13 protein-coding genes are annotated in these 15696 nt (G+C 74.7%); 8 read left to right on the top strand and 5 right to left on the bottom strand.

Annotation, left to right across the window (positions count from 1 at the left end; all coding sequences use genetic code 11):
* Positions 1-27 precede the first annotated feature (27 nt).
* Complete coding sequence (locus ACIQBJ_RS20450) at positions 28-681, top strand: 4'-phosphopantetheinyl transferase family protein (RefSeq protein WP_400712064.1); 654 nt, start codon at positions 28-30, stop codon at positions 679-681.
* A 30-nt stretch (positions 682-711) separates the two neighbouring features.
* On the opposite strand, the gene ACIQBJ_RS20445 is transcribed toward ACIQBJ_RS20450, so the two are convergent.
* Positions 712-1218, bottom strand: a complete 507-nt coding sequence (locus tag ACIQBJ_RS20445) for a hypothetical protein (protein ID WP_400712061.1) — start codon at positions 1216-1218, stop codon at positions 712-714.
* Positions 1219-1396: 178 nt separating this feature from the next.
* Positions 1397-2191 (bottom strand): inositol monophosphatase family protein, encoded by a 795-nt coding sequence (locus tag ACIQBJ_RS20440; RefSeq protein WP_400712059.1) that lies wholly within the window; start codon positions 2189-2191, stop codon positions 1397-1399.
* A 107-nt stretch (positions 2192-2298) separates the two neighbouring features.
* Between ACIQBJ_RS20440 and ACIQBJ_RS20435 the strand changes: the two genes are divergently transcribed.
* Both ACIQBJ_RS20435 and ACIQBJ_RS20430 read left to right on the top strand, forming a co-directional pair.
* Positions 2299-3276, top strand: coding sequence for an AsnC family transcriptional regulator (locus ACIQBJ_RS20435; protein ID WP_400712056.1), 978 nt, complete (start codon positions 2299-2301; stop codon positions 3274-3276).
* 41 nt (positions 3277-3317) lie between these two features.
* Entirely contained in the window at positions 3318-3554 is a 237-nt protein-coding gene (locus ACIQBJ_RS20430; protein WP_400712053.1) for a DUF2277 family protein, read from the top strand.
* Here the strand turns inward: ACIQBJ_RS20430 and ACIQBJ_RS20425 are convergent.
* Positions 3523-4008, bottom strand: coding sequence for a hypothetical protein (locus tag ACIQBJ_RS20425; RefSeq protein ID WP_400712049.1), 486 nt, complete (start codon positions 4006-4008; stop codon positions 3523-3525). The genes ACIQBJ_RS20430 and ACIQBJ_RS20425 overlap by 32 nt on opposite strands.
* Before the next feature lie 304 nt (positions 4009-4312).
* Here ACIQBJ_RS20425 and ACIQBJ_RS20420 point away from each other — a divergent pair, with 304 nt between their 5' ends.
* The 5 genes from ACIQBJ_RS20420 (at position 4313) to ACIQBJ_RS20400 (ending at position 8360) form a co-directional block, all read left to right on the top strand.
* The gene (locus ACIQBJ_RS20420; RefSeq protein ID WP_400712046.1) at positions 4313-4681 is read left to right on the top strand and encodes a hypothetical protein; all 369 of its coding nucleotides are present in this window, start codon (positions 4313-4315) and stop codon (positions 4679-4681) included.
* 3 nt (positions 4682-4684) lie between these two features.
* Complete coding sequence (locus ACIQBJ_RS20415; protein ID WP_400712043.1) at positions 4685-5476, top strand: class F sortase; 792 nt, start codon at positions 4685-4687, stop codon at positions 5474-5476.
* 132 nt (positions 5477-5608) lie between these two features.
* The gene (locus ACIQBJ_RS20410; RefSeq protein ID WP_400712040.1) at positions 5609-6412 is read left to right on the top strand and encodes a hypothetical protein; all 804 of its coding nucleotides are present in this window, start codon (positions 5609-5611) and stop codon (positions 6410-6412) included.
* On the top strand, positions 6409-7134 hold the full coding sequence (gene cseB, locus ACIQBJ_RS20405) for a two-component system response regulator CseB (protein ID WP_400712037.1): 726 nt from the start codon (positions 6409-6411) through the stop codon (positions 7132-7134). Before ACIQBJ_RS20410 ends, cseB begins: the two co-directional genes overlap by 4 nt.
* Complete coding sequence (locus ACIQBJ_RS20400; protein ID WP_400712034.1) at positions 7131-8360, top strand: sensor histidine kinase; 1230 nt, start codon at positions 7131-7133, stop codon at positions 8358-8360. The genes cseB and ACIQBJ_RS20400 overlap by 4 nt, the downstream gene beginning before the upstream one ends.
* A gap of 78 nt (positions 8361-8438) precedes the next feature.
* Here the strand turns inward: ACIQBJ_RS20400 and ACIQBJ_RS20395 are convergent, their stop codons facing one another.
* On the bottom strand, positions 8439-8969 hold the full coding sequence (locus tag ACIQBJ_RS20395; protein ID WP_400712031.1) for a hypothetical protein: 531 nt from the start codon (positions 8967-8969) through the stop codon (positions 8439-8441).
* Positions 8970-8998: 29 nt separating this feature from the next.
* Positions 8999-15691 carry a ricin-type beta-trefoil lectin domain protein gene (locus ACIQBJ_RS20390; protein WP_400712028.1) on the bottom strand — a complete coding sequence of 2231 codons (6693 nt, stop codon included), beginning with the start codon at positions 15689-15691 and terminating at the stop codon, positions 8999-9001.
* Positions 15692-15696: the final 5 nt, after the last annotated feature.

The following is a 15696-nucleotide window of genomic DNA, read 5'->3' as shown; positions in this document are numbered from 1 at the left end:
CACCCGCCCGTCCGGACGAGGAGCCCCGTGCCGAACCCCCCGCTCGCCGTGCTCGCCACCACCGCCGACGTCCTCGCCCGGCCGGACGCCGACGAGCGGCTGCTCGCCCCGTACGAGCGCGAGCGCGCCGGGCGCTTCCGCCGGGCCGCCGACCGGGACGACTACCTGGCGGCGCACCTGCTGGTGCGGTTCTGCGCGGCCGCGCAGCTCGGCGTCGACCCGGCGGACCTCGCCTTCGGGCAGCGCTGCCCCGGTTGCGGCAGCGACGCGCACGGGCGGCCGCTGCTCACCGACCGGCCGGGGACGTGGCTGAGCCTGTCGCACACCAACGGCATCATCGCGGCGGCGGCCGCGCCCGTCCCGATCGGCGTGGACGTCGAGCACCTGGGCCCGCGCACCACCGATCCGGCGTCCCTCGGGCACGTCCTCACGCCCGCGGAGGCCGCCCTGGTCCGGGCCCACCCGGAGCCCACCCGGGCGTTCCTGCGCCAGTGGGTGCGCAAGGAGGCGCTGATCAAGCTCGGCCGGGCCACCCTCGACTCGCTGCCCGGGCTCGACCTCTCCGCCCTCCCGCTGGACCCGCCCGCCACCCACCGGCACGAGGACCTGTACTACCTCGAACTCACCACCCCCGAGGCGGTGTTCACCGCCGCGGCCACCCTGCCGATCACCCTGGGGTAGCCGCGGCCCGCCGTCCGGCCCGGACCGGCCTCAGAGAATCGTTTCTGCACGCGCGCCGGGCACCAGCGACCCGCCGGACAGCGCGTGGTGGTGCACCGCCCGGGGGTGACGCACCGTCAGCGCAGGAACGTTTCTGCAGGTGCGGGCTTCGACCTGCTCGGCGTCCGGGCCCGGGGGCAGCTCGCCGAACGCCGCGACGAACAGCTCCTCCGCGCGCTCCTCCGCAGACCCCTCGCGGACCGCCCCGTCCCGCAGCACCTCGTCCAGCAGCGCCCCGTCCCGCAGCACCCCGCGGGCCGCCTCGCGCTTGCCGTTCCAGATCGCCTCCAGGCCGAGCAGGTGCCGCAGTTCACCGATCCGGTCCTCGATGCCCTCGGGCTGCGCGGCGAAGGCCCCGCCGACCGGTTCGGGTTCCGGCGGCGAGGACGGCGAGGACGGCGAGGGCGGCTCAGGGCGGTCGATACCCTCCATCCTGGTCTGGAAGTCAGCTTGAATCCGGTCCATCTCGGCCAGAAAGCTGTCCAGCAGGGTGCGCATCCGTGTCCTCCTGTGGCTGTGCCGGTCGCCGGTGTCCGCCCGCACAGCGGTGAGATCGGTCGTCGTTCTTGATCAGATCCGGAATTCCAGACTCCACAACGAGCCCGGTCCGGCCGGGAAACGCCACCCGCCCGATATCACCCGAACAGCCCCACTACGCCCGCTTCGCCCCGTCCTGTCACCGGCCTCCGACGCCCCGCAGCACCCGCAGCAGCTCCGGGTGCGCGCCCGGGGCGGCGGCCACGAAGGAGGCCGCGCCCGGGGTCCACGGGCACCCCTCGGCGTCGGTGACGACGGCGCCCGCCTCGGCGGCCAGCAGGGCGCCGGGGAGCAGGTTCGCCGGGTCCGCGCCGTACTGCCAGAACAGGGTGAGGTGACCGGAGCCGACCTGGGCGGCCTGCAGCGCGGTGGGGCCGAGGTTGCGGACCGCCAGGACGTGCGGCAGCACCGCGGCGAGCGAGGCCCCGGCCGCCCGCAGCGCCACCGGGTCGCCGGCCGCGCCGGGCGGCTGGGCGGTGGCGGCGACCGCGGTGGCCAGGGTGCGGACCCGCGGCGCGCACGGCTCCCCGTCCAGCCGGGTGCCGCCGCCCGCGCACGCCGCGTACGTGCCGCCGAGCAGCGGCGCGTGCACCACGGCCAGCACCGGGGCGCCGTCGCGCAGCAGCGTCGCGGTGACCGCCCACTGCGGCAGGGCGCTCAGGTACTGGACGGCGCCGTCGGTGGCGTCGCAGAGCCACCACTCGCCGGTGGGCGGCACCTCCCGGGCCCACTCGTCGCCCAGCCACCCGGCCTGCGGGCGGAGCGCGCCGAGCCGTTCGCGGAGCAGCGCCGCCGCGGGCCGGTCGTACCGCTCGAAGGCGGCCAGCGCCTCGGCGGGGGCGGCGGCGTCCAGCGGTGCGGCGGGCTGCCGCGCGCGGAGCAGTCCGCCGACCTCGCGCACGGCGGCCTCGGTGGCGTCCAGCAGGTGCCGCATGGGGGTTCTCCTCGGGTCCGGTCTCGGGTTCGGTGTGCCCCGAGGTGTACCGTCGGGGCGGACTTCCGGGACGTCGGAGTGCCGGGAAACGGCGGAGATCGGACAGCGTGGACACTGCGGCGGCGGATGCGGACAGGGTGCTGGACGCGCTGGACCGGCGGCTGGTGCACGCCCTGCAGGTGGACGGGCGGGCCGAGAACGGGCGGATCGCCGAGGTGCTGGGCGTCTCGGCGCGGACGGTGTCCCGGCGGCTGGGGCGGCTGTTCGGGACGGGCACCGTCCGGGTGGTGCGGATGCCGGACACCCGGGCGGCCGCGCTGGGGGCGCTGCTCCTCCGGGTCCGGGTGCTGCGCGGGCGGGTGGACGCGATCGCGCTGGCCCTGGCGGCGCGCGCGGACGTGCCGTTCCTGGACGTGATGCTGGGCGGCCAGGAGGTGTCGGCGGTGGTGCTGGGCGGCGCCGCCGACCGGGACCGGCTGCTGTACGGGCAGCTCCCGGCGACGGACGCGGTGGTGGAGTCGACGGCGTACGCGGTGCTGCACCTGTTCGCGGACGCCTCCGCCTGGCGCTGCGGGGCGTTGACGGCGGATCAGGAGGCAGCGCTGGCCCCGCCCGTGCCGGGCGCCGCCCCGCCGGAGCCGGACGCGCTCGACCACCGGCTGCTGGACCTGCTGGCGGTGGACGCCCGCCGCCCGCACGCCGCGCTGGCGGCGGCGCTGGGCGCGCCCGAGTCGACGGTCCGGCGGCGGCTGCACCGGCTGGCGGCGGGCGGGCTGCTGCGCACCCACGTGAGCGTGGAGCCGCGGCTGCTGGGCGCGGCCGTGGACGCCAACCTGTGGCTGGACGTGGAGCCGGGGCGGCTGGCGGAGACCGGGGCGGCGCTGGCCCGGCACCCGCAGGTGCACGGGGTGCTGGCGACCGGCGGGCCGAGCAACCTGATGGCGGCGGTGTTCTGCCCGGACCACGCGGCGCTGTACCGGTTCCAGACCGAGGTGCTGGGCCCGCTGGGGGTGCGGCGGGCGGAGACCGCGATCGTGGCCCGCCCGGTCAAGCGGGCCGGGGTGCGGCTGCGCCCGCTGTCCTGAAAAGTCCCCGGCGGGCCGGGGCGGCGCGGCAGACTGGGGGCATGTGCCGAAGCATCAAGACCCTGCGCCCGCCGATGACCACCGACGCCGGCCCGGAGGACGTGCACGCGGCGGCGCTCCAGTACGTCCGGAAGATCTCCGGGTTCCGGGCGCCCGCCGCGCACAACCGGGCGGTGTTCGACGCGGCGGTGGCCGCCGTCGCGGCCGCCACCGCCGAACTGCTGGCCGGGCTGGAGGTGCGCGGGGTCACGCCCCCGTCGTCGACCCCGGCCGGATGACCATCAGGACCAGCACCACGGCCCACAGCAGGTTGAACACCCCGGCCGTCATCGGCAGCCTCTTCAGCATGCCGGTGGCGCGGACGGTCTCGGCGTCCCGGTCCTCGGTGGCGTCGAGGGCGTCGACGGTGGCCTGCTGACCGGGCAGCACGAACAGCAGCAGCACGCCTGCGGCCAGCGCGGTCAGCACCATCGAGGCGATCAGCCAGGCGTTGCCGAGCACGCCCATCGCCTGCGCGGTGCCGACGCCGAGCAGCGGCACGGCGAGCCCGATCAGCGCGTACACGTGGCAGATCCGCTGGAGCAGCCGCACCGACGCCTCGGCGCCCGCCTGCTCCGGCCCCTCGGTGAGCGCGGCCTTCGCGCGGCGCGGGAACATGCTCACCGCCACCGCGACCGGTCCGATGCACAGCGCGACCGCCAGCAGGTGCAGACAGAGCAGGAACTTGGCCATCGCGGGCGCAACCCTTCACCACGACTCGGGGGACGGAACGCCCGTCACGCTAGCAGCGCTTATCCGCTCCTCCCGCACGGGCGTCGCGCGGGCGGCGGGCGATGGTCGGCCGGGCGGCGGGCGATGGTCGGCCGGGCGGCGGGCGGTGGTCGGCCGGGCGTCGCGGGCGTCCGGCGGGACTGTTACGGAGCCGGGCGGTGGCCGTTACACGACCGGCGGCCCGCCGAGCGGCGCGGTTCCTAGCGTGAGCGGCGTCAACCGGCGGCCACCGGGCCGCGGGTGACGAACACTCGGAGGAACCCGCATGTCTGGTACCACGTCCGTCCGCCGCGCGGTGCGGTTCGCCCTGGTCTCGGCGGGCGTCGCCGGCGCGCTCGCGCTGCCCGCCACCGCCGCGTTCGCCGACGGCACCCCGGCCCCGACCGCGCCCGCCGCCGTGGCGGCCTCGCCGAGCGCGGCGGCCACCCCCTCGGTGGCGGTCAGCCCGTCGGCCCGCGCCGCGGCCCCGTCGGCCGGCACCCAGGTCACGGCGGTGCCCAAGGGCGGCGCGCAGACCGGTGAGGGCACCGCCTCCTCGTCGCTGCCGCTGGTGCTCGGCACCGGCCTCGCGGCGGTCGGCGCGGCCGGCCTCGGCCTGGTCGTGCTCCGCCGCCGCGCCGGCTCCCGGGCCTAGGACATGACCGATCATTCCCGCCGGACCGGCGGGCGGCGGCGGAGCGCGGACACCGGTGGCACGGCGGACGGCCGCACCGGGACGCCGGTGGCAGCGGACGGGCCGGCCCGGCACGCGCTGCGGCGCCGGCCGGTCGGCGGGGATGGTCGGACCCGCTCCGGACGGCGGCGCGGCCGGCGCCCGGGCTGGGCCCCGGCCCTGGCCGCGGGGCTGCTGGTGGTGGGCGGGGTGACGCTGCTGGCCGCCCGGCACCCGGAGGCCGCGCCGGTGCGGATCTCGGCCGAGCAGGCCGCCCCCTCGGCCCCGTCGACCCCTCCAGGTCCTCTGGCTCCTTCGGTGCCGGCCTCGCCGCCGGTCCGGCTGGTGATCCCGCGGATCGGGGTGGACGCGCCGGTCGAGGACGTCGGCCTGAACCCGGACGGCACCGTGGAGGTGCCGACGCCGGAGCGGGCCGACGAGGTCGGCTGGTACCGGCACGGGCCGCAGCCGGGGCAGCCCGGCCCGGCCGTGCTGCTCGGGCACTACGACACCCGCAAGGGCCCGGCGGTGTTCCACAAGCTGCCGGGGCTGCGGCCCGGCGACCGGATCGACGTCCGGCGGCAGGACGGCAGCACCCTCTCCTACCGGGTGCGCGAGCTGCGGCAGTACGCCAAGAACGCCTTCCCGACCGAGTTGGTCTACGGCGACACAGCGGGGCCGCAACTGCGGCTGATCACCTGCGGCGGCGTCATCGGCGGCGACGGCCACTACACCGACAACATCGTCGTCTTCGCCGACCCGGCCCCCGCCGCCTGACCGCCGGTCGCCCCGCACCGTTCCGACGACCTGCTGTTCCGACGGCCCCCCGTTCCGGCCGGTCGGCGGCGGCCCGTCGGGGTGGTGCGAAACTGGCTGCTCCCCCGACCGCTCCCGAAAGGCGCACCCGACGTGAGGACCCGGCCGACCGTCCGCCGCCCCCTGTCCGGCCGGCTCCCGGCCGTGCTCGCCGTCCTCCTCGCCGTGCTGCTCGGCGCCATCGGCTGCTCGGCGGCCGGCGGGTTGGAGGACGCCGGGGCGACCCGGCCGGTGCGGGCCCATCCGAGCCCGCTGCCGCTCTGGCCGGACGCGGCGGCCGTCGCCCCGGCGACCGCCCCGCAGGTGGCCGCCGACCTGCCGGCCCCCGTCCCGCTGCCCGGGCTGGCCGTCGACTCGCTGACCGCGGTGGACGCCCGCACGGTGCTCGCCAAGGACCCGGAGCTCGGCCCGGGCGAGCGGGCGGCGCTGGACGGCGGCTGCCCGGGCTGCGCCGTCCGGGACGCCCAGTACCGGGACCTGGACGGCGACGGCAGCCCCGAGCTGCTCACCGCCGTGCTGACCGGCGCCGACGCGGGGCGGGCCGTGCTGCACGTCTACCGGCTGCGCGGCCGGGACGTGCTGCCGGTGCTGTCGCTGACCGCGCTGCCGGGCTTCACCGCCGAGACGGTCGGCGCGGACCTGGTGGTCCACGAGCCGACCGGGCAGGCCGCCGAGACCAGCAGCACCTACCGCTGGAACGGCGTCCGGCTGGCCTTCGCCGACCGGCGGATCAAGGCCACCGGCCCCGGCCAGGACGTGCCCGGCTGCCCGCCGGAGGTGGCGGCCGTGCCGTCCCCGGTCCCCTCCCGCCCGGCGGTCGCGCCGTTCCCGGCCGCCACCGCCGCCCCGGTCACCCGGGGCGAGACCGCCCGCCCCACCCCGACGAGGACCCGATGACCGCTCCCGTGCCCGGCGCCCCGCGCATCCTGCTGGTCGAGGACGACGAGGTGATCCGCGAGGCCACCCAACTCGCCCTGGAACGCTACGGGTTCCCGGTCGAGACGGCGGCGGACGGCCTGGAGGGCCTGGAGCGGTTCCGGGCCGCGCCGCCGGACCTGCTGCTGCTCGACGTGATGCTGCCGCTGCTGGACGGGGTCGGCCTGTGCCGACGCATCCGCGAGGAGAGCCGGCTGCCGATCCTGATGATGTCGGCCCGCACCGAGCCGATCGACGTGATCTCCGGCCTGGAGGCGGGGGCCGACGACTACGTGGTCAAGCCCTTCGAGACCGCGGTCCTGGTCGCCCGCATCCGCACCGTGCTGCGGCGCACCGGCCCGCACCCGGCCGCGCCCGCGCCCGCCGTGCCCGCCGCGGCCGGGAGCGGGGCCGCGCTGCGGGTGATCGAGGACCTGGAGGTGGACACCGAGGCGCTGGAGGTCCGGGTGGCGGGCAAGCCCGTCCCGCTCACCCCGACCGAGCTGCGGCTGCTGCTCGAATTCACCGCCGCCCCCGGTGTCCTGATGGAGCGTCAGACCCTGCTGGAGCGGGTCTGGGACTACTCCTGGGGCGCCGACAGCCGGGTCGTGGACGTGCACGTGCAGCGGCTCCGGGCGAAGATCGGCGCGGCCCGGATCGAGACCATCCGCGGTTTCGGCTACAAGCTGCGGCGCACCACGTGACGCTCCGTCGGCAGATCGCCGCGGTGATCGCGCTGGTGTCCTGCCTGGTCGGGACGGCCGTCGGGGTGCTGGTCCACCGGGCCTCGGTGGACCAGCACACCGCGCAGGCCCGGAAGTCCGCGCTGGCCGCCCTCGACACGGTGCTGACCGGCTACGACGCCACCGGGGAGCCGGTCGCGGGCTGGCACGCCGCGGTCGGCGACCCGGCGCTGCCCGCCGAGCTGCGCCGCCTGGCCGAGCGCGGCCGGCAGGGCTCGCTGCTCGGGCCCGGTCCGCGCGGCCCCGCGATGTGGGCCGCCGCCGGGGCGAACGGGCAGGTGCTGTCGGTGCGGATGGACTACGCCGAGGACGCCCGGGCGATCGCCGACCTGGACCGGGCGGTGGCGATCGGCGCGACCCTGTCGGTGCTGGTCACCGTGCTGGCCGGGGTGCTGGCCGCGGACCGGATCAGCAGTCGGCTGCGGACCGCCGCCCGGACCGCCCGGACCATCGCCGGCGGCGACCTGGACGCCCGGATCGGGCCGCTCGGCCGCTCCCGCGACGAGGTCGCCGACCTGGCCGCCGCGGTCGACTCGATGTCGGCGGCGCTGCGCGACCGGCTGGCCGGCGAGCAGCGCTTCACCGCCGACGTGGCGCACGAGCTGCGCACCCCGCTGACCGGGCTGCTGACCGCCTCCGAGCTGCTGCCGCCGGGCCGGCCGACCGAGCTGGTCCGCAACCGGGTGCGCGCGCTGCGGGACCTGACCGAGGACCTGCTGGAGGTGTCCCGGCTGGACGCGGGCGCGGAGACCCCGGAGCTGGCCGAGCTGCCGCTGGGCCCGCTGCTGGCCCGGATCGTGGCCGCCGCCGGGTCCGGGGCCGAGCTGCGCGCCGACGCCGCCGGGACGGTCACCACCGACCCGCGCCGGCTGGCCCGGGTGGTCGACAACCTGGTCGCCAACGCGCAGCGGCACGGTCGGGGCCCGGTCCTGGTCTCCGCCGAGGGCACCGTCGTCACCGTCCGGGACCACGGCCCCGGCTACCCCGAGGAGATCCTCCGCGACGGCCCGCGCCGCTTCCGCACCGGGGCCCGCGAACGCGGCGGCGGCCACGGCCTCGGCCTCACCATCGCCCAGGGCCATGCCGCCGCCCTCGGCGCCGCCCTCCGCCTAGCCAACCACCCGGACGGCGGCGCCGTCGCCGAACTCCGGCTCCCCGGACCGGAGTCGACGCCACCGGCGGGCTGACCGCCGCACGGGAACGGCCCCCGCCGCCGGACCCCGGCCGAAGCCGGGCCCGACCGCGGGGGCCGTCCGTTCAGCGGGTCAGTGGCAGGACTTCTGCACCTGTGCCCGGTAGTCCGAGAGCGTCACGGTCCCGCCCCCGTCCTGCTTCCCGCCCGAGAACCGGACGATCCGGTCCTCGCCGAGCCCGGTGAGCGCGGCGGCGTCCACCGTGAAGGCACCGGTGTGCGGCTGGTCCCCGCGGGCCGCCGACACCCGCACGGAGTAGGTCGCCCCTTCCTGGAGGACGGGCGGTTCTCCTTGGGCCTTCCACCCGGGGGCGAGTGCCCCGGTGTCGACCTGGTCGGTCTTCGCGCCCGTGCTGTCCGCGTCCGCCCGCCAGGTGCCGGTCTCGGTGCCGTTCAGCCTCGTGGTGACCGACACGTGGTCCATGCTCTCGTCCGGGCACCTGCCGGGGTCGACCACGAGGTGTCCCTGCACCACGCGGACCCCGAACACGCGGTCCTCGGCAGGTGTGCACGCGGCCAGCAGGGGCAGCGCGAGGCAGCCGGCGGCCGCGGCGACCGCGATGCGGTGCCGCCGGACGCGCGGGCCGGTGTGTTCACCCGCCACCGGCTCCTGCCTCCTTCGGAAGGACCGCCTCATTTCCAGCCCTCCGCCGTTCGGTAGCTGCCCCAGTAGAGGTTAGCCTCCATCTCGTACTTGTTGGCCAGGGCCGGGTTCCCGGTCGCAATCTTGGACTTGGCGGATTCCAGACCGTAGTTCGCCGAGAACAGGACGGCTCCCTCCCTCGACCACTGCTCGGAGTGGATGACCTCGTGCCGGAACAGGTCCGGTCCGTACTTCTCGGTGAAGTCCGCTCCGCGCTTCTCGGTCATCTGCCGCCGGGTCTCGGCCTCGTCCTTCAACTGGTCGTTGAGGTCCTGCTTGCTGCCGGGGTAGAAGAGCACGTCGCCGACCGTCATCGGCTGCTTGCCGCCGGGCGAACCGCCGTAGCAGATCACCTGCTTCTCGCCGACCTCGCAGGTTTCGGAGTTGTCCATCACCCGTGCCAGTTCATCGGCGCCGTTGAGCTCGTTGGCCCGGCCGAACGGGAACCACCCGAGGCTGTCCAGTGCCATGCCCGCCGTGGTGACGTACTTGCAGGGGCTGTCGCACGGCTTGTAGTACCCCGGCGGCGGCGAGTTCGGTGACGGGGACGGCGTGGGCTTCGAGCCCTTGGACTGCGTCGGACCCGGGGTCGGCGTCGGACCGGGCGTCGGGCTCGGGGGCGGCGTCGGACCGGGCGTCTTGCCACCACCACCGCCGCCACCGCTGTTGCACTTGAGGACGAACGGGTTCGTGCACGTGCTGGTGCTGGGCGGGCACGGCTTCGCCCACATGCTGCCGCCGCAACTCGGGCCCGCCGGGCCGCACTTGTCCTTGATGCCGTCCGCGCAGGGGGCGAGGCCGTCCGGGTCCGTGAGGTTCAGCGGGTTGTTGTTGCCGTAGGCGTAGGCGTTCCACTGCTGCGGATCGGTCGGCCGGAGCAGCGGGTCGGGGTTGACGAAGCGTCCGGTGCGCGGGTCGTACTGGCGGGCGCCGAGGTTGGTGAGGCCGGTGGCGTCGTCCTTGGTGCCGCCGACGAAGCCGTGCGAGCCGGCCCAGGCGCCGGGTTGGGTGCCGCGCGGGTTGCCGAACGGGTCGGTGGGCCTCCTGCTCTCGGCGAGCGTGGTGCCGTCGAGGGCGAGGGTTCCGGTGCCGTGGTGGTCGTCGATCTGCCAGGTGTTGGTGCCGCCCTGGCGGACCAGGTTCAGGCCGCCGGGCATCCGGTAGTAGCGGGTCACGGCCTTGGACTTGACGGCGGTGTCGTAGACGAGTTCGTCGCTGCCGAGGGTGATGGTGGTCTTCCCCGGGTCGCGGCGGACGAGTTGCTTGCCGTCGGGGTCGTAGACGTAGGTGGTGGCGTTGTCGGGGACGGTCCACTTCTGGCCGGCCGGGATCGTGGTGGTGCCGCAGGTGGCGACCACGGTGTCGGTGCCGGAGGTGGTGACGTCACCGGGGACGGCCAGGCAGAGGCCGCTGGCGCCGTTGGTGACGGTGCCGTTGGGCTGTGCGTTCCAGGTCTGTGCCGAACTGCCGTCGCAGGACTGGAGCTTGACCGCCGAGCCGGACGTGCTGCCGGTCGCGGTGAGGCACTTGTTCAGGACCTTGAGCAGGTTGCCGGTGGTGGAGAACTTCTGTGCGCCGCCGGCGGCACAGTTGACGATCTCCGCGGGCGTGCCCGCGGCGGAGCTGCCGTCCTGGGTGGTGAGGCACTTGCCCCCGATGCCCTGGATCTGGACAGCGGGCTTGTAGGCGTCGAGCTTGCCCTCGGCGGTCCAGGCGAGATCGGTGGTGCCGGTCTTGTCGGAGTACTGGGCGGCGGTGTTGCCGGCGGCGTCGTACGTGTTGCCGCCGGAGGTGTCGGTGGTGCCGTTGACGACGGTGCCCGTGCCGGTGAGGGCGTGCGGGCCGCCCTGGCCGTTGCCGTTGTTGACGGTGCCGGCCGCCGTGAAGGTCTGGGTGGTGGCGGTGTCCTTGGCGGTGTCGCCGGACGGGTCGTGCTGGGTGAGGCTCTTGCGGTTGCCGGTCAGGTCGTAGGTGTAGTCCTGCCAGTAGGGGGCGCTGCCGCCGACGGTGTTGGTCGCCGGGGCGACCGCGCCGCTGGTGGGGCTGGTGTTGGCGCAGGCGCCGCGTCCGCCGACGGCCGGGTTGGGGGCGAGGGTGAGGGCGCCCTTGTCCGTCCACGCGGTGGTGAGGCGGCTGAGGTAGTCGTAGGAGAAGCACTGCAGGTCGGTCGCCGACGGCGTGTTGTCCGGGATGCTGCGGATGCCGGTGATCCGCCCGGAGGCGTCGTAGGCGTACGTGGTCTGCTGGACCGCGCCGGTGGCGGCGGTCTGCTTGTCGACGAACTGGGAGAGCTGACGCCCCGTCGACTCGTCGTAGACGTTGGTCAGGACGATCTGGGTGCCCCACGGGTTGACCGTGGTGCGGATCGAACGGCCGTAGGCGTCGTAGTCGTTGGACAGGTCGTAGGTCGACCCGCCGAACGCGCCGTAGCTGCTCAACAGCCCGTACGTGTCGTAGGTGTAGTCGAGCCGCTCCGCGGCCATGGTGTCCAGCTGCGACCGGTTGTCGCGCAGCAGCAGGCCCGTCACCTGGTCGTAGACGGTCTGGTAGGTGTAGGTCAGCGGGCTGGTGTCCGCCGCACCGATCTCCGAACCAGGAATCGTGGTGGTGGCCTTGGTCGGGTGGTACGTCGTGTCGTAGGTGTTGACGGTGGAGACGTAGGCCTTGCCGGACGCCCCGCCCGTGTAGCGGATGGTGGAGGTCGGTCGGCCCTTGACCACCGTGTCGTAGGTGCGGGCGGTCAGCTGCTTGGCCCCGTCGGTGGTCGCTCCGTCGTAGGTGGCCACGGGACGGCCGAGCAGGTCGTAGCTGGTGGTGATCGTCCGGCCCCGGCCGTCCGTGGTGGACGCGGCCCGGCCCGCCGCGTCGTACGCGGTGCTGCTGGTACCGGCGTCCGGGTCGGTGACGGAGGTCTGGCGGCCCCGCGTGTCGTAGCCGTACGACCAGGTGTTTCCGGCCGCGTCCTTGCGGGTGGCGGGCTGGCCGTCGGGGTTGAAGGTGTAGGTGGTGACGTCGGCGTCGGCCGGGTTTCCGGTCGCCGTCGGGGTGCGGTACTGCCACAGCTGGGTGGTCCGGCCGAGGGCGTCGACCACCGTGGAGGTCGGCGCGGTCCCGGACGGCGGGGTGGTGTCAACGCGCTCCGCGCCCGGGTACGCCGTCGTGGTGGTGCTCTGCACCGTCCCGTAGGCCACGAACTCGCTGGTGACCGGGCGGCCCATGCCGTCGTAGACGGTGTGGGTCTGGGCCGGGATCTTCTGGGTGTTGCTCTCCTGGTAGAGCACGGTGCCCGGCCGGGCGGCGTTGTTGTACCAGGTGTTGTTGGCGCGGATCACCCGGCCCTGCGAGTCGTAGGCGGTGTCGGTCAGCAGCCGCCCGGAGTACGCCGACAGCGCGGGCGGGGACTGGGTCTGGATCGTCCGCCCCGTGCCGTCCATGATCGCGGTGGAGGTCACCGAGGTGTAGACGTCGTTGGTGCCGACGCCGACCAGGGTGGTCGTGCTGGTGCTCGGCGGAACCACCTGGCCGTTGACCACGCCGGGGATCGCGTACGCGTAGGCGGTGTTCGGGGACAGCGAGGTGCTGCGGCCCGGGTTCCACACCGCGGTGGTCCGGCCGACCGCGTCGTAACCGACGGTGGTGGCACGGCCGTTGGCGTCGGTCGAGCTCTTGACCAGGCCCCGGGCGCTGTCCAGGACCGTGACGGTGGTGCGGCCGGTGGCCGCGTCGGCGGCTCCGGCCGGGGCCGGGGTCGTCACCGTCATGCCGGTCGGCAGTTCACCGGCCTGCGGCGCGCTGTACGCGGTCGTGGTGGTCGCACCGCCCTTGTGGGCGTCGTCGGTGGTGTTGGGGTCGGTCGCCGTGAGACCCCGGCCGTAGGCGTCGTAGGTCCGGACGCCGGTGACGGTGAACGCGGCCGTGCCGCCGGTGTAGTGGTCGACGGTCTCGGTCGAGGTCGCGTCGCCCTTGCTGCCCGCCTGGCCCAGCGGCTTGCCGTCGTAGTACGTGCGGGTCCAGGAGACGGTGTTCTGCTGCCCGGCGGTGGCGGTGCAGGCACTCGCGCCGCTGACGGTCAGCTCCTCCGACACCAGCGAGGTGACCTGCGGGTCCGGGCCGGCGGCGTAGGAGGTGCGCCTGCAGGTGTCCGGCACCCCGTCGGCGGCGGTGAGGACCGAGACGGTGCGGTTGCCGTGCGCGGCGTCGCCCGTCGTGGTGGTCGTCGTCCCCGTCCACGACCCGTCGCTCTTCAGGGACTTGGCCACGCTGGTGCCGGTGGTGGCGCCGTAGCGGGCGACGAGGGCGGGCAGTCCGGTGCGGTTGTGGGTGGCGGTCGTGGCCGGGCCGGTGCCAGTGGTGACGGTGTAGGCGGCGACGGTGCCGCCGGCCTGCGTGTACGTGTCCGTCTCCAGCGCCCGGCCGGAGAGCCAGTCGGAGTCGGTGACCTGACCGCTCATCGCACCGCCGACCTTCACGGTACGGGTGGTCCCGTCGGCCTTGTAGTCACCGTCCATGCCCTGGTGGTAGGTGGTGGTGCTCTGCGCCTTCGGTCCGTCGTTGCCGTTGCCGGTGACGGTGGTGACGTTCGCGTAGCCGCGGAAGTCGTCCCAGGTGCGGTCCTTGGCGTCGATCATCGGTGAGTTGTTGCGGTGCCAGGCCGCGCTGCCGTACGTGTAGGCGGTGGTCATCGGCGCGGAGCCGGGCGTGCCGGGCGTCACCGTCACCGTCTTCACGGGGTAGCGCTGGAACCAGTCGTCGACCGGGTCCGCGCCCTGCACCTCGTTCGGGGTGTGCCACTTGACGTTGTAGCAGGACCGGATGTCGCTGTCGGCCGAGCCCGGCATCGAGTTGTTCACCCGCGAGCAGTCCGCCGGGTAGTAGTCGACGCCGACCGTGGAGCCGGTCTCGGTGGTGATCAGCTGGATGCGCGGCCGGTTGTACGCCGGGCGGGAGGGCACCAGGTTGGTGCCGTCGACCCGGTTGGGCAGCAGCATCTCGGTGAACGACACCGGCGGCAGCGTCACCGGGGTGGAGCTGGCCTGCTGGTCCTTGCCGGTGCGCTGGACGCTCGCCAGCCACGGGACCTGGGTGTTCTCGGTCGCGTTCTGCACGTTCACGAAGCGGTGGGTGAGCGTGTAGGCGTCGACGTCCTGGTAGGCGCCGTTGTAACGGACCTGCGTGGTGATCGAGTTGAGCCACTTGGTGGACCAGAACGTCGGCCCGTAGTTGGTGCACGCGCCGGTGCTCGCGCACTGCTGGTCCATCGGGACGTCCGGCCAGTCGCCCGCGTGCGCGGAGGTCCGGTTGACCGGGTCGCAGGCCAGGATCGAGGTCACGCAGCGCTCGCCCGAGGCGAAGACGACCTTCGCCGCCGGGTTGTAGCCGCCGTTCGCCGCGATCTGGTCGGAGAGCAGCTGCCCGTACCCGATCGACTGCAGCACACCGGAGCGGGTGTACTGCGTGAGCGTCCCGGAGCCGTTGTTCTGCGCCCCGCCCCGGGAGTAGTTGTTGGTCTCGGGCGCGTAGGTGTACGTGGTCAGGTTGCCGTGCGCGTCCACGACGTAGTCGAGGTTCCAGCGCCAAGCCGTCTGGCACCACGACGACTTGCCCTTGGCGGAGTCGTAGCAGGGGTCCCCGGCATTGGGCGAGTACACCGGCACCGTCCAGGCCGAACCCGAGTCCGGGCCCTTGGTGGACGGGTTGCCGGACGCGTCGGGCAGGTGGTTCAGCCCGAAGTAGTAGACCGTGCCCGAGGTGTCGGTGACCTTGATGTAGGAGCCGTTCCAGGTGCCGTTGGTGGCACCGGTCAGGAACTGCACCTTGCTGCCGTCGTCACCCTTGATCCGCCAGGTGCAGGCCGACTGCTCCATGGTCGCGGCCGCGCCGCTCTGGCAGGAGGCGTCGTCGGGCACCAGTTCGCCCGAGTGGCCGCCCAGCGCCAGCGTCAGGTTGGCCCCCGCCCAGCACTCGTCGCCGGAGTTGGTGATCCCGGCCTTGGAGCACGGCCGGTAGGACCGCTCGACGAAGCCCGAACCGTACTCCCAGCCGTCACCGATCCAGGACGCCTGCGCGTTCGTCGACGAGGTCTTCCCGTCCACCGACGCCGAGTCGTAGGACAGGGACACCGACGGCGCCGTACCGCCCAGGCCCTTCGGCAACCCGACCGGGTACTCGTAGCCGAACGAGCCCGAGGACGAACCCGACGTCCAGCCCTGGGAGACGTTCAACGGCGTCGCCGCGTAGGTGCCCGCACCGCTGGACGCGCCGGACACGGCCGCCAGCACCACGCCCTGCTGCGCGGAGGCCGCGCCGACGCCCTGAATCTGCGTCCGGGCCGCGCCGTCACCACCGGGCAGCACCACGTCGGCCGTCAACTGCCCCGATGCGCGGTCGAGTTGCGACTCCACCGGGGTCTGCTTCAGACAGCCCGCCACCTGCGGCGTCGTCAGCGCACACGCCGGCAGCGCCACCAGTCGCACCCGCGAAGCCCAGTCCGCACCGTAGGCGGGGGCGAGCTTCGCCAGGTCGAGCGAGACCCGCACCGGGCCCTCCCCCGACGCCCCGGCCGCCCGCGACAGCGCCACCACCGGGCCCGGAATCCCCGCCGCACCGGCCGCCTTCGGATCGACCACGTCGACCCCGACCGACTGCTCCGCCACCGCCGAACCCGCCAACGGTGCCAACGCCACCGGCA

The sequence above is a fragment of the Kitasatospora sp. NPDC088391 genome (genome assembly GCF_044753345.1).
Classification (GTDB): Bacteria; Actinomycetota; Actinomycetes; order Streptomycetales; family Streptomycetaceae; genus Kitasatospora.
The sequence above is the reverse complement of the archived record's forward strand: the minus strand, read 5'-3'. Positions and strand labels throughout refer to the sequence as shown.